Annotated in this window: 18 protein-coding genes and 3 pseudogenes; 9 read left to right on the top strand and 12 right to left on the bottom strand. The window is 57.6% G+C overall.

Annotated elements, in window-relative coordinates; translation table 11 throughout:
- The first annotated feature begins 144 nt into the window (after nucleotides 1–144).
- Entirely contained in the window at nucleotides 145–2,427 is a 2,283-nt protein-coding gene (locus tag FZ934_RS20635; protein ID WP_153272781.1) for an FdhF/YdeP family oxidoreductase, read from the top strand.
- A 204-nt stretch (nucleotides 2,428–2,631) separates the two neighbouring features.
- Here FZ934_RS20635 and FZ934_RS20630 read toward each other — a convergent pair whose 3' ends face one another.
- Both FZ934_RS20630 and FZ934_RS20625 read right to left on the bottom strand, forming a co-directional pair.
- Nucleotides 2,632–2,934 (bottom strand): hypothetical protein, encoded by a 303-nt coding sequence (locus FZ934_RS20630; protein WP_246737996.1) that lies wholly within the window; start codon nucleotides 2,932–2,934, stop codon nucleotides 2,632–2,634.
- 20 nt (nucleotides 2,935–2,954) lie between these two features.
- Nucleotides 2,955–3,356 (bottom strand): response regulator, encoded by a 402-nt coding sequence (locus FZ934_RS20625; RefSeq protein WP_153272780.1) that lies wholly within the window; start codon nucleotides 3,354–3,356, stop codon nucleotides 2,955–2,957.
- Between the two features lie 412 nt (nucleotides 3,357–3,768).
- Here FZ934_RS20625 and FZ934_RS20620 point away from each other — a divergent pair, with 412 nt between their 5' ends.
- The 3 genes from FZ934_RS20620 to FZ934_RS20610 are packed head-to-tail and all read left to right on the top strand — an operon-like array spanning nucleotide 3,769 to nucleotide 4,978.
- Nucleotides 3,769–3,987 carry a hypothetical protein gene (locus FZ934_RS20620; RefSeq protein ID WP_153272779.1) on the top strand — a complete coding sequence of 73 codons (219 nt, stop codon included), beginning with the start codon at nucleotides 3,769–3,771 and terminating at the stop codon, nucleotides 3,985–3,987.
- Nucleotides 3,987–4,742: a MauE/DoxX family redox-associated membrane protein gene (locus FZ934_RS27880; RefSeq protein WP_194273860.1), complete on the top strand. Its 756-nt coding sequence runs from the start codon at nucleotides 3,987–3,989 to the stop codon at nucleotides 4,740–4,742. The genes FZ934_RS20620 and FZ934_RS27880 overlap by 1 nt, the downstream gene beginning before the upstream one ends.
- Complete coding sequence (locus tag FZ934_RS20610) at nucleotides 4,739–4,978, top strand: hypothetical protein (RefSeq protein ID WP_246737995.1); 240 nt, start codon at nucleotides 4,739–4,741, stop codon at nucleotides 4,976–4,978. The genes FZ934_RS27880 and FZ934_RS20610 overlap by 4 nt, the downstream gene beginning before the upstream one ends.
- Before the next feature lie 13 nt (nucleotides 4,979–4,991).
- Here FZ934_RS20610 and FZ934_RS28235 read toward each other — a convergent pair whose 3' ends face one another.
- The gene (locus FZ934_RS28235; protein ID WP_246737994.1) at nucleotides 4,992–5,093 is read right to left on the bottom strand and encodes a hypothetical protein; all 102 of its coding nucleotides are present in this window, start codon (nucleotides 5,091–5,093) and stop codon (nucleotides 4,992–4,994) included.
- Nucleotides 5,047–5,484: a hypothetical protein gene (locus FZ934_RS20605; RefSeq protein WP_246738058.1), complete on the bottom strand. Its 438-nt coding sequence runs from the start codon at nucleotides 5,482–5,484 to the stop codon at nucleotides 5,047–5,049. The genes FZ934_RS28235 and FZ934_RS20605 overlap by 47 nt, the downstream gene beginning before the upstream one ends.
- Nucleotides 5,485–6,035: 551 nt before the next feature.
- Between FZ934_RS20605 and FZ934_RS20600 the strand changes: the two genes are divergently transcribed.
- The gene (locus FZ934_RS20600) at nucleotides 6,036–8,471 is read left to right on the top strand and encodes a membrane-bound PQQ-dependent dehydrogenase, glucose/quinate/shikimate family (protein ID WP_153272776.1); all 2,436 of its coding nucleotides are present in this window, start codon (nucleotides 6,036–6,038) and stop codon (nucleotides 8,469–8,471) included.
- A gap of 264 nt (nucleotides 8,472–8,735) precedes the next feature.
- Here FZ934_RS20600 and FZ934_RS28230 read toward each other — a convergent pair whose 3' ends face one another.
- Both FZ934_RS28230 and FZ934_RS28225 read right to left on the bottom strand, forming a co-directional pair.
- Nucleotides 8,736–9,671, bottom strand: a complete 936-nt coding sequence (locus FZ934_RS28230) for a universal stress protein (protein WP_246737993.1) — start codon at nucleotides 9,669–9,671, stop codon at nucleotides 8,736–8,738.
- An 11-nt stretch (nucleotides 9,672–9,682) separates the two neighbouring features.
- Nucleotides 9,683–11,014 carry a cation:proton antiporter gene (locus FZ934_RS28225; protein ID WP_246737992.1) on the bottom strand — a complete coding sequence of 444 codons (1,332 nt, stop codon included), beginning with the start codon at nucleotides 11,012–11,014 and terminating at the stop codon, nucleotides 9,683–9,685.
- Nucleotides 11,015–11,205: 191 nt separating this feature from the next.
- Between FZ934_RS28225 and FZ934_RS20590 the strand changes: the two are divergent.
- The 3 genes and pseudogenes from FZ934_RS20590 (at nucleotide 11,206) to FZ934_RS20580 (ending at nucleotide 13,755) form a co-directional block, all read left to right on the top strand.
- Nucleotides 11,206–12,506 (top strand): annotated as a pseudogene (locus tag FZ934_RS20590) (mechanosensitive ion channel family protein).
- A 307-nt stretch (nucleotides 12,507–12,813) separates the two neighbouring features.
- Nucleotides 12,814–13,125: a PepSY domain-containing protein gene (locus FZ934_RS20585; RefSeq protein ID WP_153272775.1), complete on the top strand. Its 312-nt coding sequence runs from the start codon at nucleotides 12,814–12,816 to the stop codon at nucleotides 13,123–13,125.
- Between the two features lie 21 nt (nucleotides 13,126–13,146).
- Nucleotides 13,147–13,755 (top strand): general stress protein, encoded by a 609-nt coding sequence (locus FZ934_RS20580; protein ID WP_153272774.1) that lies wholly within the window; start codon nucleotides 13,147–13,149, stop codon nucleotides 13,753–13,755.
- 81 nt (nucleotides 13,756–13,836) lie between these two features.
- Here the strand turns inward: FZ934_RS20580 and FZ934_RS20575 are convergent.
- Nucleotides 13,837–15,765: pseudogene (locus tag FZ934_RS20575) on the bottom strand (PAS domain S-box protein).
- Nucleotides 15,766–15,916: 151 nt separating this feature from the next.
- On the opposite strand from FZ934_RS20575, the gene FZ934_RS20570 reads away from it, so the two are divergent.
- The gene (locus tag FZ934_RS20570) at nucleotides 15,917–16,240 is read left to right on the top strand and encodes a molybdopterin cofactor-binding domain-containing protein (RefSeq protein ID WP_246738038.1); all 324 of its coding nucleotides are present in this window, start codon (nucleotides 15,917–15,919) and stop codon (nucleotides 16,238–16,240) included.
- An 81-nt stretch (nucleotides 16,241–16,321) separates the two neighbouring features.
- On the opposite strand, the gene FZ934_RS20565 is transcribed toward FZ934_RS20570, so the two are convergent.
- The 5 genes and pseudogenes from FZ934_RS20565 to FZ934_RS20545 all read right to left on the bottom strand — a co-directional run bounded on the left by FZ934_RS20565 (nucleotide 16,322) and on the right by FZ934_RS20545 (nucleotide 23,923).
- Nucleotides 16,322–16,705 (bottom strand): response regulator, encoded by a 384-nt coding sequence (locus tag FZ934_RS20565; RefSeq protein WP_281409937.1) that lies wholly within the window; start codon nucleotides 16,703–16,705, stop codon nucleotides 16,322–16,324.
- 801 nt (nucleotides 16,706–17,506) lie between these two features.
- Nucleotides 17,507–17,914: a helix-turn-helix domain-containing protein gene (locus FZ934_RS20560; RefSeq protein ID WP_153272772.1), complete on the bottom strand. Its 408-nt coding sequence runs from the start codon at nucleotides 17,912–17,914 to the stop codon at nucleotides 17,507–17,509.
- A 2,374-nt stretch (nucleotides 17,915–20,288) separates the two neighbouring features.
- Complete coding sequence (locus FZ934_RS20555; protein WP_153272771.1) at nucleotides 20,289–21,023, bottom strand: helix-turn-helix transcriptional regulator; 735 nt, start codon at nucleotides 21,021–21,023, stop codon at nucleotides 20,289–20,291.
- Nucleotides 21,024–21,098: 75 nt separating this feature from the next.
- Nucleotides 21,099–22,064, bottom strand: coding sequence for a hydroxymethylbilane synthase (gene hemC / locus FZ934_RS20550; protein WP_153272770.1), 966 nt, complete (start codon nucleotides 22,062–22,064; stop codon nucleotides 21,099–21,101).
- A pseudogene (locus FZ934_RS20545) lies at nucleotides 22,064–23,923 on the bottom strand (ABC transporter transmembrane domain-containing protein). The gene hemC and the pseudogene FZ934_RS20545 overlap by 1 nt, the downstream one beginning before the upstream one ends.
- Nucleotides 23,924–24,022: the final 99 nt, after the last annotated feature.

The raw sequence follows: 24,022 nt of genomic DNA, 5'->3' as shown, positions 1-24,022 counted from the left end.
CGGGCGGGCCGCCTTTCTTCATTGATCGGCTTCATCCGACACCGTCGGCGCAAGATCGTTTGAGCCCCGCTCATTAAAACTTCTTCATCAAGCAACCGCGACGGCGCAGGGGCGTTTGTCTATGGTATCCGAGGAGAGGCTTTCATGAACGAGCATTTGACAGACCCCGCGTCCGAAGGTCCGGCTGGCGGTTGGGGTTCGCTGAGATCGATCGCACGCATCTACGGCGAGAGCCTGTCCAACCCTACGGTTTTGGAGACCTTAAAGAGCCAGAACAAGCCGGGAGGCTTCATGTGCGTTTCCTGCGCCTGGCCCAAACCGGCGAACTATCATCCCTTCGAATTCTGCGAGAACGGCGCCAAGGCGACGCTGTGGGAATCGACGTCGGCGCGATGCACGCCCGAGTTCTGGAAGGATCATACAGTCAGCGAACTCCGGGAATGGAAGGACTATGACCTCGAGATGACCGGGAGACTGACGCATCCCATGCGCTACGACGCCCAAACCGATCGGTACGTCGAAGTAGGCTGGGAGGAGGCCTTCGCGGCAATCGGCGATTCGTTGAAACGCCTAGCCCCGAAAGACGTCGTTTTCTATTCCTCCGGTCATGCCGGCCTTGAAGCCTCCTACCTCTATGCGCTCATGGCGCGTCTCTACGGTAACAACAACCTCCCGCAAAGCTCGAACATGTGTCACGAGACGACGTCGGTCGGCCTCACGAACGTGATCGGCTCGCCGGTCGGAACCGTCGTGTGGAAGGATCTGGAAGAAACCGATTGCTTATTCTTCTTTGGCCAGAACCCTGGCAGCAACAGCCCGCGGTTCCTTCATCCCCTGCAGGAGGCGAAGCAGCGCGGTGCCAAAATCGTCACCTTCAATCCGGTAATCGAGCAAGGTCTCGTCAGCTTCGTCAATCCGCAAAGCCCGCGCCAAATGCTGACGGGCGAAGAGACTTTAATTTCGAACCTCTACCTGCAGGTCCAGTGCGGCGGCGACGTTGCGGCAATCCTCGGCCTCTGCAAGGTGGTGGTCGAAGCCGACGACGACGCCAAGGCGCGGGGCGTCAAGCGCGTCCTCGATGTCCCCTTCATCGAGCAGCACACGACAGGCTTCGAAGACTTCATCGATTGTGTCCGGCGTGTCTCTTGGACAGACATCGAACGCGAGAGCGGCCTGGCCGAAGCCGACATCCGCAACGCAGGCGACATCTACGTCAAGGCGGAGCGGGTTATCGGTGTGTATGGGATGGGACTGACGCAACATTCCAGGGGTGCCCTTAACATTGCGATGCTCGTCAATCTTCTTCTCCTTCGCGGAAACATTGGACGCGACGGTGCTGGCGTCTGTCCAGTGCGCGGTCATTCGAACGTCCAGGGCCAGCGAACTGTCGGGATCGCCGAGAAAGCCAAACTCGTCCCGATGGATAAGCTCAAGGCGTTATTTGCTTTCGACCCGCCGACGGAAGACGGCACCCATATCGTCGATGCCGTAAAAGGCCTAATGAAAGGCACAATAAAGGGCTTCGTTTCGCTTGGCGGCAACCTCCTGCGAGCAGTACCCGATCAGAAGGAGATGGAGCGGGCATGGTCCGACCAGGAATTGACCGTGATGGTGTCGACCAAGCTCAACCGAAGCCATCTCTTTCCCGGTCGCCAAGCTTATATCCTGCCCTGCCTCTCCCGCTCCGAGATCGATGAGCAGGCGACGGGAAACCAGTCCGTGTCAATCGAAGACAGCTTCTCGCATATCCACGGTTCGGTCGGAAAACGCAGGCCGGCATCGGAGCATCTCAAAAGCGAGTTGGCGATCATCGCGAGCATCGCAAAAGCCACGCTTCCGCAAAATCCGAAAGTAACTTGGGACGAGTGGACCGAAGACTATTCGCTTGTGCGCGACCTCATCGAGAAGACCTATCCGGAAGACTTCGCGGATTACAATGCTCGTCTGAACATTCCCGGCGGCTTCTATCGCGGAAACGCCGCGCACGAACGAGTGTGGAAGACGCCGGAGAAGAAAGCCCTTTTCACAACCCCCGACCAACTGAACTCGCTGTCTTTCGACGACAAGCCGGGCCGCTATCGACTGCTGACGATGCGGTCGAACGACCAGTTCAACACAACGATCTACGGCTATTCCGATCGCTTCCGCGGGATCGAGGGCACGCGCGACGTCGTCCTGATGTGCGCCGATGACATCGCGGCGGCCGGACTTGAGCCGGGACAAAAGGTAAGGCTTGTCAGCGACTTCGAGGATGGCCGCAGACGAGAGCTTGCAGGGCTTGTCGTTACCCCTCATGCGCTGCCGAAGGGCACGATCTGCTCCTACTATCCCGAATGCAACATTCTGAACGCCATCGACCACCACGATGAACTGTCGAAGACGCCAGCCTCGAAATCGATTCCCGTCCGTATAGAACCGGATGTCTGATCTTTTAGAAGGCAACCGGAAGTCGGATATTCACCGCTTCGAAACACTCGCGGCCCTCTGACTTCGGTTTCCCAGGGCTAGCTATATGATATGATGAATGGTGAACCGAACTACATCGCTATCGGCCTTGCGACAGTCCTTGGGATAGGGGCTATTGTTTGGATCGTTGCCATGACGGTCTGATGCGAGGTCGCAGCGGACCTCTTAAGGATTCGACTCGGCGCCCTGAAGAGCCTGCAGGACCTCGCGCGCCATGAGGTGTGCTGCCATGAGGACAGCCGGCGAGAGCGGTCGGCCATCGCGAGCGTCACGGGAAATCTTCAAAAGACCGATCAGTTCGATCGGGTTCTCGATGAACCCGTCGAGCGTTTCCTCGATTTCCGCTGGGAGAGAGAGGCCGATGCCCGTTGCGATATGCCCTTGCTCGTCGAGCACACCTCTCTCGATGAGAATAGTTTCAATTCGGCCCACCCAATGGCCGAGTTCCGCGCGTATATCGTCCATCATTCCCCCGTGCCCTGTTGAATTCAGCCGAAAAGACGCATTCCACCCGGCGGGATGCCCCGGCCGCCCTTGCGAACCTCCTGCAGGTAGGTCAGCACTTTCCCGATTATCGTAGGATGGACTGGCTTGGAGATCACGCCAACGACGTCAAGGAGGCCGGAGCGCACGTCCTCTGGGCTTCCGGTTACCATCACCACGGCGACGCCGAACTCGCTGGCCAGGTACTGCGCGATCCTCGGCCCGGTCGCCCCGTCACGCAAATTAATGTCGACGAGCGCGATCGTGCTGAAGGGAGCGAGCGCTTTGGCAGTTTCCCAAGTGTCGGCAATGCCCGAAGTCTCGAAACCAAAACTTGACACGATTTCCCGCAGGTCGGCGGCCAGAATGGAGTCGTCCTCCACGATCAGAATTTTTTCGACAGTCATCGCTCCCCATTTCTTTTGTTCAGCCTGCATTCAGGATTGACAATATGGGCGAAGGGTTAAAGAATGTCACCACATGATATAAAAGGATGAGGCGGTGACGAAAACAGCATTCCTTTCAGCAGTCTTGCAACCTACGTGGCCGTCATGTTCGCTATCGCTGCAATCCCCGGAGAGCTGCCGGATATGGTCTCGCAAGTCGCGACCGACCAGTCCGTCGATTGAGGCTGACAAAATGGATTTGAAGCTCTTTCTGGCGGGTGCCGCCGTCTTGTGCGCTGGAATTTCCAGCGGATCGGTCTTTATTCTCTTCTATCTCTAAGCAGCCAAACCCATCACGCCATGATATATTTTTCACGGCGACGGAACTGCAGCGCCTCGTTTCCATTATCCCTTGCAGAACGGGAGTACGGAGATGCAGGCTTCACTCATCAAGCGAGATCATGCCTACGTGTCGCGCGGTGGATCGCGGCAGAGAATAGTGACGTTGGTCGATCGCGGCGTTGTCTCCTATAGCCAGCGCGTTTTCGGCATTCTGATCACCAGGTCCGAGGGGCTTGCCGAGTTTGCCCAATGGGCATACGAGGACGCTGACCTTCGGCGAGCCTCCGCACCAGAACCGGGAATGCCGTGATGCTGATGAGGGCGCCCAGAAAGGCGATCATCTATCGTATGGTCATGAAAGACCATATCTGTCCCTTCGGCCTGAAATCCGTCGATCTTCTGACGCGTGAGGGATACGACGTCGAAGACCACTGGCTGACGACGCGCGACGTGACAGACCGCTTTCAGAAAGACAACGGTGTCGAGGCGACTCCGCAAACCTTCATCGACGGCAGGCGCATCGGAGGAAACGACGACCTCAGACGGTTCTTTGGCAAACCGGTCAAGGATCCAAACGCCGTTTCCTACACGCCTGTTGCTGCCGTCTTTGCGATGACAGCTCTGATGGCTTTGGCTGCCGGCTATGCGTCGGGCACGCCGGCCACTATCCGAACGGTCGAGTGGTTCATCGCACTCAGCATGTGCGTTCTGGCGATCCTGAAGCTGCGCGATCTCGAAAGCTTCTCGAACATGTTCCTGGGCTACGACCTGCTGGCACGCCGTTGGGTTCGTTACGCCTATCTTTATCCATTTGCGGAAGCGTTCGCCGGCGTTCTGATGATTGCGGGAGGAGTGCTCGGCCTCATTGCTTCTCCGGTTGCCCTGATCATCGGCACAATCGGCGCCTGGTCCGTGTTCAAGGCGGTCTATGTCGAAAAGCGCGAGCTCAAATGCGCCTGCGTCGGCGGTGACAGCAACGTTCCGCTGGGCTTCATATCACTGACAGAAAACCTGATGATGGTCGCGATGGCCGTCTGGATGATCGTAAAGGCAGCTTTGACATGATTGAGAACCTCGACGCTACAGGCTCCTCCCACAGTGATCAGGAAATGCAGCACGACGTCCTTTCCCTGCGCCGCCAGTACGGCGTTAGCAGGCACGAAGCTTGCAGGCTTATCGAGCGTTTTGGAAATTCAAAAGCTGAACTCGATCTGCTGCTCGCAGGACGTGGACGCACCGCCGCTCATCGCCGGCATGAGGTCGCCACTCCCGAAGCCGACGCCGCCTTTGGTATCGAGTAGCGCCGAAGCAAAATCACTTGCAGTTCGACACGCGATCCAAAGCCTTCGAAATTCCGTCGAGTGAATAGCTATAGCGCGTGTGGGTTCCCCGCGCCGAGACCGCCTGCAGAACCATGGTTCGCCCCGATCGCAAGGCTTGCATCAGCTCCGGAGCGCGGGACCGTGTTGTTGACCCAGCCCGTGTTGTCCTTCGTGAACATGCGGAACGTCTTCTGACCTATGGATACCTCGATCATCGATCCGGCCTTCAATGGATATCCAGCGATGACTTCTGGCTCTTTTCGATCGGCACCCTGAGCCGGCGCGATCAGAAAGTAGTTCCTGCCGTGATCGACCCCTGCGGGTTCGGCATCCCTGGGTACTGACAGCGCGTAACATACTGCCTTCCCGTCTCGTTGGTATGAATAGACGCCCCAGTCTCCGCTGGTCGCCACTCTCGGGGCCGCCGCTGCCGACGTGACGCTAGCCAGAAAGATGAGAGGGACGGCGAAAGCTCGCTTATTCATGTGCGGTTGTTTCCTTTTTTCGAGTGTCTGATGTTGTCTCCAGAACCTTGCGACCCGCTTTGAGCCTTTACGCCTCTCAAATAGCGAACCTCCTCGGCGATGAGCACCCCACGTTCCACAGTCCCCTCCCACACTCTGTTGCCGAGACCACAGGTGACGCGAGAGCTGCCTTGGTTGTCTTCGATGCTGACGGAGACCAGCCCCTGCGCCCGGTAGCGCTGGAACTCCCGCATAGACAAACCAAGTTTCTCGGCCAAAACAGCGTCAGGAAGGCAGCTCACTTTTCGACCCGGCATGATTGGCATGAGCTGGAAAGTGTCACCCAAATATACATCACGGCATGATATAAAATTCAAACTTCGTCGTTTCAAGGGTTTTGTCGGCGTCCAGTCAGCCAGAATTCAAAAAAAGCGAGAGAACGTTGCCAGGCCGGCATTTTAGGCCTGGTGAACTTGCCATCGTTGGGAGTCGCGATATGTCACATAGTGATATTTCTTCGTCACCGTCTGTCACGGTCGAAGTCGCCCCGCCTTTGTACGAAGGACCATACGATGGCTCATAGCTCGCCGGACCTGAAGCGCGATTGGCTGCTGCTGTTTTTCGGAACTTTGCTGGCACTTGTCGGCCTCGTCCTCGCCGGTGAAGGGGCATGGCTGATCTCCGTTGGCGGAAACTGGTACTACGCAATGGCAGGGATCGGCCTTTTCCTTTCAGGGATATTATGGATACTCAGAAGGCGGTCCGCGGTTTATGTTTACGCGCTCGTCTTTGTTGGCACCGTAATTTGGACTGCGTCTGAATCAGGCCTCGACTATTGGGGCTGGATCCCGCGTTTTGACGTCGTCCTGATCGCCGGCTTCGTACTTGCTCTGCTGATGCCGCGTCTGAACTTCTCCAGGACAATCTCCTATAGCCTGGCCACACTCTTGGCCGTGATCATCTGCGCAGGCGCGGGGCTGGCCTTTGCGCCGCATGGATATCACCATGATGGAGAGGTGCCAAACCCTGGAAAAGATAGTTACGCGGCCAATACCGGCGATGGCCAAGTGTCCAAACCGGATGACGATGACTGGTACGCATATGGCCGTTCCCTCGCCGCACAGCGTTTTTCGCCGCTTTCCGAGATCACCCCGGAAAATGTATCGCAGCTAAAGGTCGCCTGGACTTACGAGACCGGCGATACACCCAAGAAGGGCTATGGTCTTGAGAACACGCCGATCAAGATCGGCGACACGGTTTACACCTGCACTCCTCATAATGTGATAATCGCACTCGATGCTGGCGACGGAAAAGAACGCTGGCGCTATGATCCTCATGTTCCCGACAAAGCTATCCCCTACACAGCCGCCTGCCGGGGACTCGTCTATTTCGATGAGAGGACAAATTCCGACAACCAGGGTACCCCATCATCGCCACCTATCAGCCCGGTTGGTGATTGTGCGAAGCGCATAATTGAAGGAACATTGGACGGAAGGGTCGTCGCCGTCGATGCGAGCACGGGCAAAGCCTGTTCAGGTTTCGGTCACGCGGGTGCAGTCAGCATTGAAGACCATATTGGTCCTGATTGGCCAGGTTACGTCGCCATCACCTCCGCTCCGGTGGTTGTACGCGGCACGATCGTTGTCGGTCACGAGGTCCTCGACGGCCAGCGGGCATATGGTCCCTCGGGAGTGATCAAGGCATTCGACGCCCGGACGGGCGAACTGAAGTGGGCTTGGGATCCAGCTCATCCCACCACATCAAAGCCACTCACCGGCGATCAATCATACACCTCCGGCTCGCCGGACGTGTGGACGAATTTCACTGGCGACGACAAGCTCGGCATGGTCTACCTCCCCGTCGGCAATCCTTCAGGCGATTATTACAGCAGCCAGCGCTCACCGGACGAACGGGAATATGGCACGACACTTACCGCACTCAACGTTGATACAGGTTTGCCGATTTGGAAATTCCAGAACGTGCATAACGACGTGTGGGACTATGATCCGGGCGCCCAGCCGAGCCTTATCAGCTTCCCCGGTCCCCAGGGCGCAACGCCGGCGATCGTCTTCCCGACAAAACAGGGCGAGACTTATATTCTCGACCGCCGAACAGGAAAGCCGCTGTTTGGCGTCGAGGAACGCCCGGTGCCAGGCGGTGGCGTCGAGCCCGACCAGCGCTCGAAGACCCAGCCCTACTCGCTGTTCAACCACCTGAGCAAGCCCGACCTAACTCCGGCCGACATGTGGGGCATGACCCCATTTGACCAGATCGTCTGCCGCGCTGAGTTTGCCCAAGCAAGCTACAAGGGACAGTACACGCCACCGGAAGCAAGCCTGCACTCTATCGAATATCCTGGTTACAACGGCGGCTCGGACTGGGGTAGCGTTGCGATCGATCCTTCTCGCGGCATCATCGTCGCTAATTACAATGATATGCCGAACTACAATATCCTCGTTCCTCGCAGCGAGGCAGATGCCAAGGGTTGGGTTCCGCGTGACGAGCTTGACCCCAACGCCCCTGCAAAGGCAGAGGGTGCTGGCGATCCGCAAACCGGTGTACCGTACGCGGTTCAGGTCAACGCTGGCTGGCGGCTGCCATTTACTGGGCTTCTGTGCAAGGAGCCTCCATATGGCGGCATCCGGGCCATCGACATCAAGACCGGCAAGACACTCTGGGATCGTCCGCTCGGCACGGCGAGAAACAATGGACCGTTCGGCGTACCAACCGGGCTCAACTTCACTATCGGTACGCCCAACAATGGCGGATCGGTTGTCACGGCGTCCGGCCTAACCTTCATTGCCGCCGCTACGGACGGCCTTATCCGGGCGATCGACAACCGCTCGGGTAAAACTGTATGGACTGCGGTCTTGCCCGCGGGCGGCCAGGCAAATCCAATGATTTACGGTTACAAGGGGCGTGAGTACCTCGTCATCACTGCCGGAGGCCATCACTTCATGGAAACGCCCCCAGGAGACTATGTCATCGCCTATGCGTTGCCGGGATGAGTAGCTGACGTTTGATCCCGTGATCGACATCGGAGCCAAAGGAAACTTCCGAGGGACCTCCAAAGCTTACGGAGAGACGCCGGGAGGACGCTCGTCCCAGCTAGGTTTTGCGTGGCCTCGCGGCGGAGACACCGAGAAAGCGAGGCTCGATTCAAGATGAGCAGTATGGTCTTATCAGAATGTCTTATCAGAATGTCCCATCATCGCCCAACATAACCGCTTCATTCGAGCAATCAGAGATGAACCAGATGCCATGCTGCACCCTCAAGTCTCGATGAAAACAAAAGATCTATCGGCGGTCTCAAGCAAGGTATCTGCAATTGTTCCATAGGAGAGGATTGTACCTGTACGTCTGCTCACGCCCAGGATGATCAGGTTGAACTTACCTTTTCTCGCATGGGTGAGGATCGCCAGCTCGGGCGACGGGCCCTGAGACACCACTTTCTCGACCTCGACACCGTAGAAGCCAGCAATCTGATCGATACGGTGGAAGGCAGCGCGGTGGACATTGCCGGTGTCGCTGACTCTGGACAACGATACGGCTTGCCCTGGCTCCTGAAAATAAACCGCAGATATCGCGGCGCCGCTCGCCTTTGCTATGACGCACGCAAATTCCGCAGACTTCATCGAGCGCTTCGTCCCGCTGACAGGAACCAGAATTCTCAGTTGGGTATCGCTGGAGGGAATCCTTCCTCTTGATGCGACGAGGGCGGTCGTACCTTCGAATGCTTCAATCATTGTCGATAAATTTTCGCTGTATCCGCCCTTTTCGGCAGTCGTAGGCTCGACGCCCACGAACATCATATCGTGGCCCTTTTCCGCCGTGTCTGCGAGGACATCCTCCAACTTGCCATCCTTGTCCCTGATTGACACGTGGATGTCGGATGTGACTTCAGATCCTTCTTTGGAAGCGGCCTCGACAGCACCGTCTGCGATCTCTCTAACACGATCGCTAACACGCTGGGCGGGCTTGTCAGCCTCCGCGGTCTGCTCATCAGCGCGGACCCGGCCATCCGGCGCGTCAACAGCGAGAACTGTGACCGGCATATTTCTGACAGCCGCAAAATGCCCAGCAACGCGCGCAGCAAGATCGCTGCTCGATGACTGATCGGTCACAAGCAGAACACGCTCGAAATCAGAAAGAAAGCTGCTGTCTTCGAAAGCTTCAAGCTCCAGACGGTTCTTCTCGTCGTCCCGCATCGGCAGCCGCTTTAACGCCCAACGGAGTGTCGGGGCATGGCCATGGTGGTAACCACGGCCATCGCAACAATCACAGAGAACAGTCGCTCGTCCAACACGCCTACCGAAAGGCCGATCGATGCGACGATTACCTCCGTCGACCCGCGCGCGTTCATGCCGCATCCGAGTGCGATGGCCTCTGCGTTGTTAAAGCCGCTGAATTTGGCACCGGCGAACGCGCCTGCAAACTTCCCCACGCTCGCAATGACGATCAAGCCGACTGCGAGGAGAGCGATCGATGGATTCCCAAGCACGCTCAGATCCGTGCTGAGGCCTGTCAATCCGAAAAAGACGGGCATGAACAGCGCCGTCGTCAGCCCTCTAAGCTGACCTTCGATCTGCTTGGTTAGAATAGGCGACTGGCCGACCAGAATGCCTGCGACGAAGGCGCCGAGCACGGTGTGTACGCCGATTGCATTGGTGATGATTGCCATCGCGCCCATGATCGCGATGATGGCGCTCAATACCGGCAGATCGCTTTTGAACTTGTCATTCGTCCAACGGATGACCTCAAAGACGATGCGCCGGCCAACCGTGAAGCTCAAAGCCATGAATGCAACCGTGCCGATCACGCTCTTGGCCAAAGTCGTCAGATCGACCTGCCCGCTTTGCGCGAGGCTGAATGTCACGGCAATGATCACCCACCCGACGGTGTCGTCGATGATGGCGGATGCCACGATCAGTTGGCCGGCGTTTCGGCGCATGAAATCCATCTCGCGCACGACAGACGCGACAATTTTCACCGAGGAGATGGAAAGCGCGGTTCCAAGGAAGAGCGACGTCACGAGCCGTGCGTCAGGATCAGGGAGCAGCGCGGCAGGCACCAACTCGCCGAGCGCAAAGCCTAACGCGAACGGCAAAATGATTCCCGTGAGCGAGACGCCCGCCGCGGCCCGGCGAAGCCTGAGCGCCAAGCCGAGATCGGTCTCCATCCCGGCGAGCAGTAGCAAAAATAGAATGCCAAGCTGGGCGACGGCATCGGCCATCGCCTTCTGAGCGTCACCATCGGGAAAGAGTGCCGCTTGTGCCCCCGGCGCGAGCAGTCCGAACACGGACGGACCAAGGAGAATTCCGCCGATGATCTGCCCCATGATTGACGGTTGACCCGAGCGAACCATTGCCTCTCCAAGCAGTCTGCCGACAATGACGAGGATGATTATCTGAACCAGAAACAAGGCTTCGGATGGCCCAGCAGCCTTTCCATCAGCGGCTGCCGCCGCGCTCCAGTATGCCGCGGCGCACAAGAGACCGAGCGGCCACGCCAAACGTGAACGCTTCCCGAAGCTCATAAAACCAGATGTCAACTTGATGTCCCCACGCTCTGTCGCAGTCAAACGGTTTACGCACGCTCCGGTTCCCCCTTGAGTTGGCGAGGACGCAATTCCAGGGTCGAACGCCGACCCCTTTCCAGATGGCCGCCTTTCGCGCGTCATTCACAATCCTGAACAAAACCGGTGTGGGGCCGTTCTCCGAGATACCATCCGAGGACTGAGATATGGATCTGTCTATCTTGTTAGCTCGAGCTATGGCTTGGGTCGATTCCGTCCTGCTCAACGAGTGGACTGCCATCCAGATCGTTATCATCGCGTTAGGTTTTGCTGCGTCAACGTTAGCCGCACGAAGGGTCGAGCCTTCACTCGAAGGCAAAGCTCGAATGATAAGGGGCAACCCCGACCTTTTGCGGATGGTAATCGCGTTTTACGTCGGCTGCGATGGTTGTTCTTGATTGTATGGCTCGGTGGCGCCCTTGCCGTCCTTCAACGCGACTTTCCTGATCAGAACCGATGGCTTGTGTCGTCGACGCTTACTTTGAGCGCCGCTTGGCTGGCTGCCTCCGTTCTGACGAGGATCATCCGGAACAGGACCTTGGCGAAAGTCGCTGCCATGGCGATATGGATTTACATAGCGCTCTATGTAGTTGGGTTGGATGACCCGATTTTTGCGGCCCTGGACAGCGCCTCGATCAATCTCGGGGCGGTCCGTCTTTCCGTACTAATCATCCTGAAAGCGATAGCTCTCGTTACGGTCCTGGTCTGGATCGCAAGCTTTGCGGCCAAGATCGCATCGCATTGGATTCAGCGCTCAAGCGATCTGTCTCCGTCCTTCAAGGTGCTTATCAGCAAGCTCATCAAGATCGCCCTAATCGTCGTCGCCGCGGGTTTGGCTCTGACAGCAACTGGCGTCGATCTCACGGCGCTTACGGTGTTCTCGGGCGCGGTGGGCGTAGGTATCGGGTTCGGGCTTCAGAAGGTAGTATCGAACTTCATCTCCGGCATCATCATTCTGCTCGACAAGAGCATCAAGCCCGGCGACACCATTACCCTTGGTGACACATTCGGCTCCATTCGTGATCTGCGATCCCGCTTTGTCTCGGTGATCACACGCGATGGCAAGGAATACCTCATTCCGAATGAGGACTTCATCTCGCAGAAGGTGGTGAACTGGTCATTCTCCAGCGATCTGGTCAGGATCGACGTCGTGTTAGGTACGTCGTACGGCAGCGATCCACATGAGGTCGTGCGTCTGGCGATCGAGACCGCATCGTCCGTTCCACGTGTCAGGAACGACTTCGCCAAACCGGTCTGCTGGTTGACAGCCTTCGGCGCTTCGTCGCTCGATTTCAAGCTGAGGTTCTGGATCTCAGATCCGAGCAACGGTTTGACGAATGTTCGCGGCCAAGTCCTCATGGCACTATGGGACGCGTTTAAAGGCGCTGGTATCTCGATCCCCTACCCACACCTTGAAGTCGACGTAAAATCACCAGTTCAAGTTTCGCCACCAATCAGGGCAGACTAGCCAAATGGCTTATCCCGTTCGCACAGGTGTTAACACATCTAGCGTTGCAAAATGACTCACCTCGGCTGCCCGCTAACACTTCATCTGGTATCAACCTGCACGAACGGGATAAGCCTTCTAGCCAAAGACGTCACTTGCACATAGCTGCGACCTCCTTTCGAGACAATCAGCGCACCGCCGTCAGGGTCGGCGCCTCAGGATTTAGGCGAGTGAGACGGCTCGATTCCGCCCTGCGAAAATATGTCTAACCGACGGAACAAACTACGTTTTTCGAGGTTTGTCTTTTCGCAATAGAGGAGACACTTAAATGAGAACGATCATCGCAGTTTCCGTCGGCCTGTTTCTGTCGGCATCCGCGGCCTTTGCGCAGAGCGAGACCCCGTCGACGTCGCAGACGACCCCGGCCGTCAACACCGAACACAATCCGGGCGCTCCTGTCGCAGGCAAGAACAGCTTCACAGAGGCCCAGGCCAAGGAACGCATCGAAGACGCCGGCTATAGCGACGTCATGGGTCTGAAGCTCGATGACCAGGGGGTCTGGCGAGCGACCGCTAAGAAAGACGGCAAGGATGCCGGCGTCTCTCTGGACTTCCAGGGCAACGTGACGATGGCCAAGTAAGCGAGCGCGAGGAAAAAAGACATGCGTACGATCACAGGACTCTATGACAACTACAACGACGCTCGCGAAGCGGTGAAAGCCCTTGAGAAAGCCGGCGTTCCGTCCGACGACATCAGCATCGTCACTAACAAGGCGAACGGCGTCGAGGTCGAAGGCCAGGGAAGCTACGCGGAGGAAGGCGCTGGAACCGGTGCCGGTATCGGTGCAGTCGCCGGTGGTGCCGGCGGCCTGCTGACAGGCCTCGGCATGATGGCCATTCCAGGCGTCGGCCCGGTCGTCGCCGCAGGATGGCTGGCCGCGACCGCCGCGGGCGCGGTTGCAGGCGCAGTTGCAGGCGGGGCCGTCGGCGGCATCGTCGGTGCCATGATCAAGGAAGGCGTGCCGGAGGACGAGGCGAACTTCTATGCGGAAGGCATCCGCCGCGGCGGCTCGGTCGTTACCGCCAAGGTCGACGAGAACAAGGTCGCGGACGCCCAGGCGATCCTGAACAGTTCCCGGCCGGTCGACGTGGCAGCCCGCCGCGCCAGCTACTCAGAACAGGGCTGGACGCGGTTCGACGAAGCTGCCGAACCCTACACGCCTGAGCAGATCGAGGCGGAGCGCAAGCGGTACCGCGCGAACCGTCTGTAATCGAGAGCGAACCAGAAACCGCCGGCGCCGTGAAAGGCGTCGGCGGTTTCCCTTGTCTTCAACACAGCAGGCTGATGGTCGTCAGTCGTTTGTCGCAACCGCCAGCGCGGCGTTAAGCTCTCTCTGGGTAAAAGGCTTTGGAAGTCGGGGGAGATCGATTTCGAGACCGTCCGGTAGTTCCGCGTATCCCGTTGCAAGAATGACCCTCAGTGCGGGCCAGCCTTCGGCAATTCTTCCCGCCAGTTCCGCCCCGGTCATGTGCGGCATCGCGTGATCAGTTATGACGATGTCTGGCAGTGGACCGGCCACCAGCACTGCAAGCGCTTCATCGCCTGATTGCGCTTGAAGCGTCTGATGACCGAGATCTTCAAGCATCAGGACGGTGTTCATCAGGACCAGGGCGTCGTCGTCGACCGCGAGAACGGTGAGTGGCCCGGACGGTCGGACTTCCGGTTGGCCCCGCGCGGGTTGGACCGCTTGCTGCACCGTCCCGGCGACAGGGAGCCAGAGTTCCGCAGTGGTCCCCTGGTCAGGTGCCGACTTCACGACGAGAACTCCGTCGGACTGCGCCATCAGGCCCTGCACCATAGGAAGCCCAAGGCCCGTTCCCTTCCCGACACCCTTAGTGGTGAAGAACGGGATGGTCGCCTTTCCAAGAGTTTCGGCATCCATCCCGACGCCCTCGTCCTTCACCGAGAGACAGACGTAGTCGCCGGCGCGCACCCCCTTGATCTCCGCCTCCCGGAGCGACGTCTTCTTCGCGGAGATCGTCACGGCTCCGCCGCCCGGCATCGCGTCGCGGGCATTTACCACCAGATTGAGGAGCGCGTTGGCGAGCTGGTTTGGGTCGGATTGTACCTTCGGCAGCGACAACGGGAACGTCGTGCTGATCTCGATGGTGGGTCCGATCGAGCGCTGCAGCAGTTCAGCCAATTCCGAGACCAGAGAAGGCACGTCGACGGGTTCCAGCTTGAGATCCTGTTTGCGAGAGAAGGCGAGCAGTCTTTGGGTCAGGGAGGCCCCCGCTTCGCACCAGTGATCGCGTTGTCGATAAGGTTGACGATCTCGGGAACCGCGGTAGCCTTCTTCCGCGCGATCTCCAGACTGCCCAAGATTGCTGTCAGTAGGTTGTTGAAGTCGTGGGCGACACCGCCGGTGAGCTGGCCGACCGCCTCCATCTTCTGCGCCTGAAAGAGTTCCTCCTGCGTCCGCTGCAGGGCATTCTGCGCTTCGCGCTTCTCGGTGATGTCGCGCGTGACCTTGGCAAACCCTAGCAGCTTGCCGTCGTTGTCATGGATAGCGTCGATGATGACCGTCGCCCAGAAACGGGTCATCCTTGCGGACGCGCCACCCTTCCTTTTCGAAGCGGCCTTCGGCGGCGGCTGTCGCCAGCGCTTTTGCGGGCATCTCTTCGGCGCGATCTTCTTCGGTGTAGAACCGCGAGAAGTGCTGCCCGATGACCTCCTCTTCGTCGTAACCCTTGATGCGGCGAGCTCCAGGGTTCCAGCTCGCAACCTTGCCTTCTGGATCGAGCATATAAATCGCGTAGTCGGTGACGCCCTGCACCAGAAGCCGGAACTGCTGCTCGCTGCGCCTGAGCACTTCCTCAGCAATCTTTCGTTCGGACAGGTCGCGGGTGATCTTGGCGAACCCGACGAGATGGCCGTGCTGATCACGGATGGCGTCGATCACGACATGTGCCCAAAAGCGTTCGCCGTCCTTTCGTACGCGCCAGCCCTCGGCTTCGAAGCGTCCGTCACTCTCGGCCGTGGCAAGCGCTCGTGCTGGCACGCCCGCTGCCTTGTCCTCGGCCGTGTAGAAACGCGAAAAGTGCTCGCCCAGAATTTCCTGTTCGGTGTATCCCTTGAACCGCTGCGCTCCGGCGTTCCAACTGCTTACATGGCCTTCGGAATCCAGCAGATAGATGGCGTAGTCCGTGATCGCGTCTACGAGTAGACGATACCGCCCTTCTGCTGATGCAGCCTGCAGACTGGATGCGCGCGTATTCATTTATCCCCCTCAAATAGTCGGATGCCTCGACGTTGTCGATTTAGCGACACGGCCGAATGAAGCAAGCGCCCGAATTGTACGGCAACGAACTAATGGCTGTTCTGGGCCGCGACAGGTGCCGGCCTCTCCGACAAGGGAACATCTCGAGGTGATGCTCGTTGAACGCCTACTCGATTTGAAAGGCATAAGCGATGGATCAAGGTTTCTCTCGTCCCGAAAAGACAGGCCACAATATCACACTGACCATCAATGGCGAGGAGCGCGCCCTTCGGAGGGGCCACAGGCCGCGCGCGACTATATCTGCAACGTCTTCGGTCTCGATCCCAAGGACATCACGGTAAAGAACGCCTTCGTCGGCGGAGCATTCGGTGCGGCGCTGCGTCCTAAGCATCAGCTCTTCCTTGGCGTGATGGCGAGCCTTGACCTCAAGCGATCCGTCAGGGTTGAGATGACCGGCAGGAGATGTTCTATCTGACCTGGCGTCCGACCACGATCCAGACGGTTTCGCTTGCCGCCGACAAGGAAGGCCTTCTTCAGGCTGTGATGTGGAGTGTGATCAGTGGCGCGAGCCGAACTCTACAAGCTTCTGCGCTACCTTCCGGGTATCGTAAGGCTTAAGGAAGAACACGCCGCCCGACGGCAAACGGACTTCCCTTTCGCGGACACGGCCTGATGTCACAATGATGGCGATCGGTGGCCATCGGTCACGGATGGCTGCGGCCAGCATCAGGCCGTCCACGCTTCCAGGCATATCGACGTCGGTTAATACGATGCGGACATCGGTCCGGGTTTCCAGAATGCGTACGGCCTCTTCGGCATCACATGCCTTTACCGCTTCGAAACCCGCATCCTCGACCAAATCGACTGCCATCATCTGCTGGAGTGGTTCATCCTCCACGACGAGGACGACTTGTCGCCTGAAGGGTTTTGATTGGGCCAAGTCAGTCGCTCCTCTGCATTTGGGAAAGCTACCGGACATGTCGACCGAGAAGCCATTAGGTCCGTAACTTGGAGTCGAGCTGCCGGTTCCAATTAAACCCATCTTAATTAGGTTGAAGCCGAAGTTTTTGGTTGCGGGTTCGAAAGCCGGTGGGCCACCGCCATCGCACCAGGTGAAACAAAACTGAGCCTGCGGCCCCCCTGCCCTCCGTGTGCCAGCGAACGGCAACTGTACCGCCTTCGACCCGGAGGGAGCCGTACTTCACGGCGTTGGTTACAAGCTCGTGCGACAGCATAGATATCGATACCGAACCACGCGAGCCGACGGCTACCTTCGGGCCTTCCTCATCGCCAGCGACGTTGCGGTCGCTCTCCCGAGCCGCTATGAATGCCTCTCGTTAACAAGACCATCACATCTCGGGCCGGGGCGTTTCAAGAAGACAAGAAGCCCTTCCTTCTCCTTCCAGATGCGAAATTGATCAAGCATTGGTTAAACAGTGTCTAGGCAGGGCGGGCGTACACAAAGGCGCTCATGTGCCGAACTGTTGTGCGAACCGGAATTCGACGACACGAAGTGGTCGAACTGCGGATAAATGACCTGCCCAAGCGAGAGGACTGGGTCATTATTGGCGGCAACGTCCAGTTCGGCTCGTCCACGGCACAAAAGGTCGTAAGCGCCTCACGGTTCTCGGCAACGCGTCGATTCGGCTGTTTCCTAATAAAATTCGAAGACGACCAGCCTGCCACACCACCATCGCCCTTGATAGACGTAACCGTGAACTGGGCTATTCCGACCCATAGGTCACTGAGGCTCACGTCTCGACGCAGACAGGCTCGCGATTAATGCAATGACCGCTCGCCGCACTTTCTCATCGCGAATTTTTCCGAACGCCCGGTTAAGCGCGATTCCTTCTGCCGAACCAACGAATTCATGTAAAGCGTGGAATTCCAGCGTTCCACCTGGGTCTTCAACCCCAATTTGACCGAACAGTACAGAGGGGGTTGTACCTAACGCCTGCGCAATAGTGTGAAGGCTGCTTGACCCTATGCGGTTTTTGCCATTTTCGTATTTCTGGACTTGCTGGTACGTGACGCCAAGCTCTTGTGCCAACATCGTTTGCGACAGCCCAAGTATTTTTCGCCGGGCGCGTATTCTTGCCCCGACTTCCCTATCAACCTGGGAGAAAGCGCTACCTAAAATCCTTGGCATTGGAGTCCTTCAACGTCGAACCAGTTGATCCGTGCTTGTTCAGCCTGCCCGGTGTCCCTTGTCCAGAACTGACCAAGTCAACCTATACGATGTTCGCCACCACTTGGGCTCCTGCCCCTGAAGGACGAACTCCAGCGTCACATCCCGTTATTTGTCAATCGACGCGGAGCGGAAAGTGTTTCCGGCTTTTTGGCGGGATACACACCGGCGGCTCAATAACTCAGGGCTTGGCTGACCAACCGGCCTCCTGCCGGGTGATTAATTCATGAGGCGCAAGGGCCACAACTTCAGGAGGGTCTCGCCGGCGGATATCGTAGAACTGACGCTTTCGCGTCCACGCGCTCTCAAAGAAACGACTGAGTTCAACTTACCCTCTTGTTCCAACTTGCCAGGATTTACTAACGGAGGTAGTAGCATTTCGTATTTCTTGAGGGAATCGAATGAAAATCAGGTCATTGTCCGCAGTCGCGCTCCTCGCGGCCCTATGCGGTTGCGCATCCGTCGTGAGAGGCACGACAGAACTCGTTACGATCCAGTCAGTACCCTCGGGCGCCGCAGTCACAACAGACATCGGTCTGTCGTGCCCCGCAACGCCCTGCCAGTTGAAAGTGCCCCGCAACAAACCGTTCACGGCTACTGCAAAACTTGGCAAGCAGATTGGCAGCGCGAAGGTGGAGACGGTAGCAACGAACGAGGGCAACAACGCTATGGTTGGTAACATCGTAGTGGGCGGCTTGATTGGAGCAGCCGTAGATTCTGGAAATGGTGCCAACAAAGACCACAAGCCTAATCCCGTGACAGTTTACTTGAAGTGAAGGAAGGACCGCACGCCTAGTCAACGCCCAAATGAACAGCCCCGAGATTCGCGCTCATGGCCTTCTAAGCATTCCGGTCGAGCCAAATTTTCCTGTGTTCTTTGGTGAAAACAGCTTTATCTTGAATGGCTCTTTCGAGAGACCTGTAACGTGCGCGGATAGCCCTTTTTCAAGTGGTCGGCGACAAACCGGTCTGAGCTTCCTCGTTCAACCTTTCCTTGATCGCGACAAGCACCCGGCGGGGGCCATGCTCCTTTGCAAGCCTTTCCTTGGCTAGAAAAGTAACTCAGCGCGCGGCATTATTTGGCGCTGTGTTACGGCGTTCAAGCGTGAACATTGACGCCGCAGGGTTTGCCCCGTCGGCTGCTTCCGTCTTTGAGACTGCAGGTGCGTAGATATGTAGTCTCGAAGCCATCATTAAACGGCTTGCATCAATCAACGAAGGTCGAAGGTCTTGGATTCTTGTTCAGCACGCTCGAGTACAAGTTCGTATCGCCACGGCTTGCCGGGCGCCGACACGGTTATTAACCGTCCAGCCGCCTCGCTGAGATGAGGAGTGCCAGAGCGCGTCTGTGCGATTTTAGGCCACCGCCGGTTTTATTGACTATCGAGTGATTGGACATCGAATTGCTACTATGGCTTAGCGCCGGCTGCTCCATCAGGAAGCCACCGAATTCCCCTGTCCAAAGCCCCCCAAAATTAGGTGAAATCTTTAAACGAGCGTTCTGCGGATTGCTCGAATGCAATGTACCTCAGTCTTCTGCAACCCAAGACGTTGCCACGTTTAAACGTCCGTAAAGCATTTACCACTAGAAATGGGGCTATCAGCCCTTACGGAGCACGCCGACACGAGTCCCTCGCGGACAGCGGCGAAATAGCGGTTCTAAATCCTGGAGCGGTAGCCATTTTAAGGAGTTGCATAAGGGCCCTTAACGATCTTCGCATGGCAATCCTGCTAGTCAATGACCAGGGTCTTATCGCATATGCCAATCAACGTGCGCAGAGATTCCTGCTCGACATCGACGTGACCGACATGCCAATCGAATGTTTCATTGTCGATTGGGCGCTGAAGCGCCCAGTGCGGAGTGCCCCTATCGCATCATCCATCGAGTTCATATTTCGAGATGGCAGGTATATGACCGTTCGCGCCGCCGTCTTCTTGCTCCGCTTCGAGGACTCACTAGTGTCCGGAATCGCTTTTCGGGAGCCTTATCAGGCGACCATTTGACGGCCGGCGTCCTTTTCAGGAACGCACCCCTAGCCGCAAGAATTTGCGCCACAGCATTTCACCCAGACGATGCTGCTGCCTGCTTGGCTTGCGTCCGGAAACTCGGCCAAATCCAGGGTGCAGGCCTCGAGGAACTCAAACCCGAAACGAACGCTGTTGTTGAGCACTCGCGTTCTGTAGGATCGATCTTCATCTCTCGGAATGTGCTGCCGGCTGCAGTGATCACAAACCGTACGCCCGAACTTCAGCGAGGTCGAACATGAGAAGGGGTAATTCAGCCAGATCAGTATCGCCGAATACAGACCACCGACCAACATGGCCCTGTCGAAGGTCAAGCAATTAGCCCGCGCCGAATTGCCTCAGCGATCGCCTGGGTGCGGTTTGCTGCTCCGATCTTCTTCGTCGCGGATTTGATATAGCTGTTCACAGTTTCCAACTGATAACCCGTGGCTTTGCCAATGCCTTCGCTCGTCAAACCGAAGCTTGCTTGCGAAAGGCAGGCCATCTCACCCTTTGATAATCGCATCTGGTCGGCAGCATATCGCTCCATAAGAGGCTTGGTGAACGCGTTGTGAACTGTTCCAGAAACAAGCTCGAGAAATGCGATCTCGCCAGCGTCGAAGGGCGTCGCGCGTGTGTAGCCGACCGCTCCATATACAGTTTCATCTCGCATTATAGGCACGATGGTGCGATTGTGGACTCCGAACATACGCTGCAGGTAAAGCAGACGCTGTGGCACTTCCTTACCGGCATAAACGTCGCTCTCGACAACGACGGTTCTCGACGATTGAGCGGCGAGGATAAAGGGATCGGTTTGGGGCAGCCTGTCCGCCATGTAGGCCTCAATGAATGCAGGCGGAAGATCGGTGTCGATAGAGAAGCCCTCTCCGAAACGATAGTGGTCCACGTCCAGTCCAGAGACAAAAATATAGTCGAATGCAACCGCCTTTCTAAGCCGGTCGATTATGTCGTGCTGACCGAAGTACCGATGCTTTGGCACCGACCGGAGATCGATGTATTCGTTCAAGGCATCGGGCGAAAGCACTGACAGGGCACTGACTGGCATGGGGCGACTCGGTTTCCGGGCACCCAACTTATGGGCTGCAAGAGTTACCCGAACCTTAACGCGGCTTGACGCAGATCAATTCCCCTGAAAATGCGGACACAACGCGGCCTCCTCGATCTGCCGCCCTGCTCGGCGGGAGAGGACGCAATTTGCAGCAGACAGCCCGATTTGTTCCGTCGCCGATCGAGCACCTCTCACCACCACCCTAACCGGGTTGCTTCCGTCTGCCTCGATCGTCATTCCCCGAAGTATCACCTCGCTTCCGTGACATGTCGCGTAAGCGGCAATCGGAGTTCGGCACGAGCCATCGAGTACACGAAGAAACGCCCGTTCACACCGGACGGCGTCGGCTGTGGCAGCGTCGTCCAGAGCCGAAACCAGATCGGAGACGATGCTATTTTCCTTGGCGCTTTCAATGCAGATGGCGCCTTGTGCCGGAGCAGGTGGGAATTGGCGAGTATCGAGCACCTCCGTCGCGACACCAGCAAGTTCCAACCTGTTTAATCCAGCCTTGGCTAACAGCGTGGCGTCGACGATTCCTTCCGACACCTTCTGCAGCCTTGTACCAACGAGGCCTCGAAATGGTATGACAACGAGGTCTGGCCTGTGCATCGCAAGGAGCGCCGCTCTCCTCACGGAGGAGGTGCCGACAACGGCCCCTGACGGCAGGTCCCAGAACAGGGCGCCGCTCCTGGACACGAGCGCGTCACGGACGTCTTCCCTTGGCAGGACCGCGCTGATGTGGAGCCCCTCCGGAAGGATAGTGGCGACATCCTTGCACGAATGGACTGCGAGATCGAGTTCCCCCGTTAGGAGCCTCTCCTCTAGTTCCTGGGTAAATAGACCCTTGACACCGAGGTCGGGAAGCGGCCGCTCATTGAGCCGATCCCCTTTCGTTGTCAGTCGGACGATTTCGAAGGATTCGATCGACAGTCCGTGACAAGAGGCAAGACGCGCGGCGACTTCTGAGGCTTGGGCGATTGCCAGCGGACTTGCACGCGTGCCGATCCTGATGCGTCTTCCGAATTTCTCCTTGATCATCAGGCGGCCTCCTGTTCGTTTCCGTGCGAGCCTGGCGCGTCGAATTGGAGTTCAGCAAGTCTTGCGTATACGCCACCATTGCGGACCAGCGAAGCGTGGGTTCCTTCCTCGACGATCCGGCCGCTGTCCATGACCAAGATCCGATCTGCCTTGAGCACCGTAGCGAGTCGATGTGCAATGACGATCGTGGTTCGATCCTTCATAAGTTCTTCGAGTCCCTTCTGCACCAGCATCTCGCTTTCGGCGTCCAGGGACGACGTCGCTTCGTCGAGAAGAAGGATCGGTGAATCCTTTAAGACGGCCCTGGCAATCGCGATCCGCTGACGCTGTCCCCCGGAAAGCGTGAGGCCCCGCTCGCCTACGACGGTATGGTATGAATGCGGGAGGTCGGAAATGAATTCGTGTGCCTGGGCCCGCGCCGCGGCTGATTCAATCTCGGCGTCGTTCGCTCCCGGTTTTCCCAAAGAGATATTGTCCCTGACCGCAGAAGCGAAGATCATGGCATCCTGCGGGACGATGGCGATTTGCTGTCTCACCTCCTCCAAGGACAGGGTGGCGACATCGCACCCATCGATGAAGATTTGCCCTTCGGTTGTTCTATAGAAACCGAGCAAGAGCGAGAACAGCGTGCTCTTACCCGACCCCGATGCACCTACCACCGCGACGGTCTCGCCCGGAGAAACCCGCATCGACAAGCCTTGGACCACCTCACGATCGGGCATGCCTGGATAAGCGAACTTGACATCGCGGAATTCGACACCGCCCGCCACCGGAGTTCGTAGGGCGGCCGTTTTGCTCTGCTCCAAAAGACCGTCATCTTCGTCCAACAACTCGAAGAGCCTGCCTGCAGCACCTGCCGCCTGCGCCAATTCTCCCCAGACCTCCGAAAGCGATCCCAGAGAGCCTGCCGCTATGACTGCGTAAAGAAGAAACTGACTGAGGTTTCCAGCAGTCATCGATCATGACAACAGGCCCCGCGCGCCAATCCAAAGGACCCCGACGACGCTGGCAAAGATTAGAGTGATCGCGAACGCGGTCAGGTAGGCCCTCGATCGAGCGGCGCCCACTGAGCTTGCGTAGGAAGCTTCTACGTCTCTGATGTACTTTTGCTCGGCAGTTCTTTCGCCATTAAAGGACTGTATCGTCCGGCTTCCAGCAATGATCTCACTCGCGAACGCGGACGCCTGCGCCAGAGCATCCTGTGCAGCACGCGAGCGGCGTCGAACTGAGCGACCAAAAACAACCAGGGGAACGACGATCAAAGGAATGGCGCCGATGGTGATGGACGACAAGCTGGGACTGGTCATGAACATCATCGTTAGCGACCCCGCGCACAAGATGGAGTTGCGTAGCGCAACAGACGCGGCCAAGCTGACAGCCGACTTGATCTGGGCCGTGTCAGCAGTCAGACGCGAAGTGATCTCGCCTGAGCGGTTCGCATCGAAAAAGGACGCAGGCAGGCGCACAACCTTTGTGAAAACCTGAAGCCGGAGGTCGCTGACAAGACGTTCTCCGAGCGCGGCCACGAAAAAATATCTGCACGCGCTAGCGACCGCGAGCGCGACGGCAAGAGCAACAAGCATCACAAAGTAGCGGTCTACGAACGCACCGTCGGTACGGGTGAATCCCTGGTCTATCAGGCGGCGGACTGCAGTTGGTAAAGCCAGAGAGATCGCTGCCGCGGCTGCCAGAGAGACAATGCTGCCGACGACAAGCCATCGATGGGTTCGCAGGAACGGGGCCAGCCTTCTCAATCCACTAAACGATCTACGCCCGTGGCGACTCTCCACAGAACTGTGGCCGTTGTGATCCGCTGGAGAGGTCGGCGCGTCGGCGAGACGGTCGTGCTGGGCAATCATCATTGCCTGGAACTCCTGATTTAAGTTGGGTTCCTTTTCACGTCGAATCCGTGCCTAGTCTTTGATCGCGATCAATAACGAGCATCCTTTTTTGACCCG

It is taken from the genome of Rhizobium grahamii (assembly GCF_009498215.1).
In the GTDB taxonomy this organism is placed as follows: domain Bacteria; phylum Pseudomonadota; class Alphaproteobacteria; order Rhizobiales; family Rhizobiaceae; genus Rhizobium; species Rhizobium grahamii_A.
The sequence above is the reverse complement of the archived record's forward strand: the minus strand, read 5'-3'. Positions and strand labels throughout refer to the sequence as shown.

Excerpts from the sequence above, each read along its gene's own strand:
- FZ934_RS20635 (WP_153272781.1), top strand. The coding sequence starts at position 145 with ATGAACGAGCATTTGACAGACCCCGCGTCCGAAGGTCCGGCTGGCGGT.
- FZ934_RS20630 (WP_246737996.1), bottom strand. The coding sequence starts at position 2,934 with ATGATGGACGATATACGCGCGGAACTCGGCCATTGGGTGGGCCGAATT.
- FZ934_RS20625 (WP_153272780.1), bottom strand. The coding sequence starts at position 3,356 with ATGACTGTCGAAAAAATTCTGATCGTGGAGGACGACTCCATTCTGGCC.
- FZ934_RS20620 (WP_153272779.1), top strand. The coding sequence starts at position 3,769 with ATGCAGGCTTCACTCATCAAGCGAGATCATGCCTACGTGTCGCGCGGT.
- FZ934_RS27880 (WP_194273860.1), top strand. The coding sequence starts at position 3,987 with ATGCTGATGAGGGCGCCCAGAAAGGCGATCATCTATCGTATGGTCATG.
- FZ934_RS20610 (WP_246737995.1), top strand. The coding sequence starts at position 4,739 with ATGATTGAGAACCTCGACGCTACAGGCTCCTCCCACAGTGATCAGGAA.
- FZ934_RS28235 (WP_246737994.1), bottom strand. The coding sequence starts at position 5,093 with ATGGTTCTGCAGGCGGTCTCGGCGCGGGGAACCCACACGCGCTATAGC.
- FZ934_RS20605 (WP_246738058.1), bottom strand. The coding sequence starts at position 5,484 with ATGAATAAGCGAGCTTTCGCCGTCCCTCTCATCTTTCTGGCTAGCGTC.
- FZ934_RS20600 (WP_153272776.1), top strand. The coding sequence starts at position 6,036 with ATGGCTCATAGCTCGCCGGACCTGAAGCGCGATTGGCTGCTGCTGTTT.
- FZ934_RS28230 (WP_246737993.1), bottom strand. The coding sequence starts at position 9,671 with ATGCGGGACGACGAGAAGAACCGTCTGGAGCTTGAAGCTTTCGAAGAC.
- FZ934_RS20585 (WP_153272775.1), top strand. The coding sequence starts at position 12,814 with ATGAGAACGATCATCGCAGTTTCCGTCGGCCTGTTTCTGTCGGCATCC.
- FZ934_RS20580 (WP_153272774.1), top strand. The coding sequence starts at position 13,147 with ATGCGTACGATCACAGGACTCTATGACAACTACAACGACGCTCGCGAA.
- FZ934_RS20570 (WP_246738038.1), top strand. The coding sequence starts at position 15,917 with ATGCTCGTTGAACGCCTACTCGATTTGAAAGGCATAAGCGATGGATCA.
- FZ934_RS20560 (WP_153272772.1), bottom strand. The coding sequence starts at position 17,914 with ATGCCAAGGATTTTAGGTAGCGCTTTCTCCCAGGTTGATAGGGAAGTC.
- FZ934_RS20555 (WP_153272771.1), bottom strand. The coding sequence starts at position 21,023 with ATGCCAGTCAGTGCCCTGTCAGTGCTTTCGCCCGATGCCTTGAACGAA.
- hemC (WP_153272770.1), bottom strand. The coding sequence starts at position 22,064 with ATGATCAAGGAGAAATTCGGAAGACGCATCAGGATCGGCACGCGTGCA.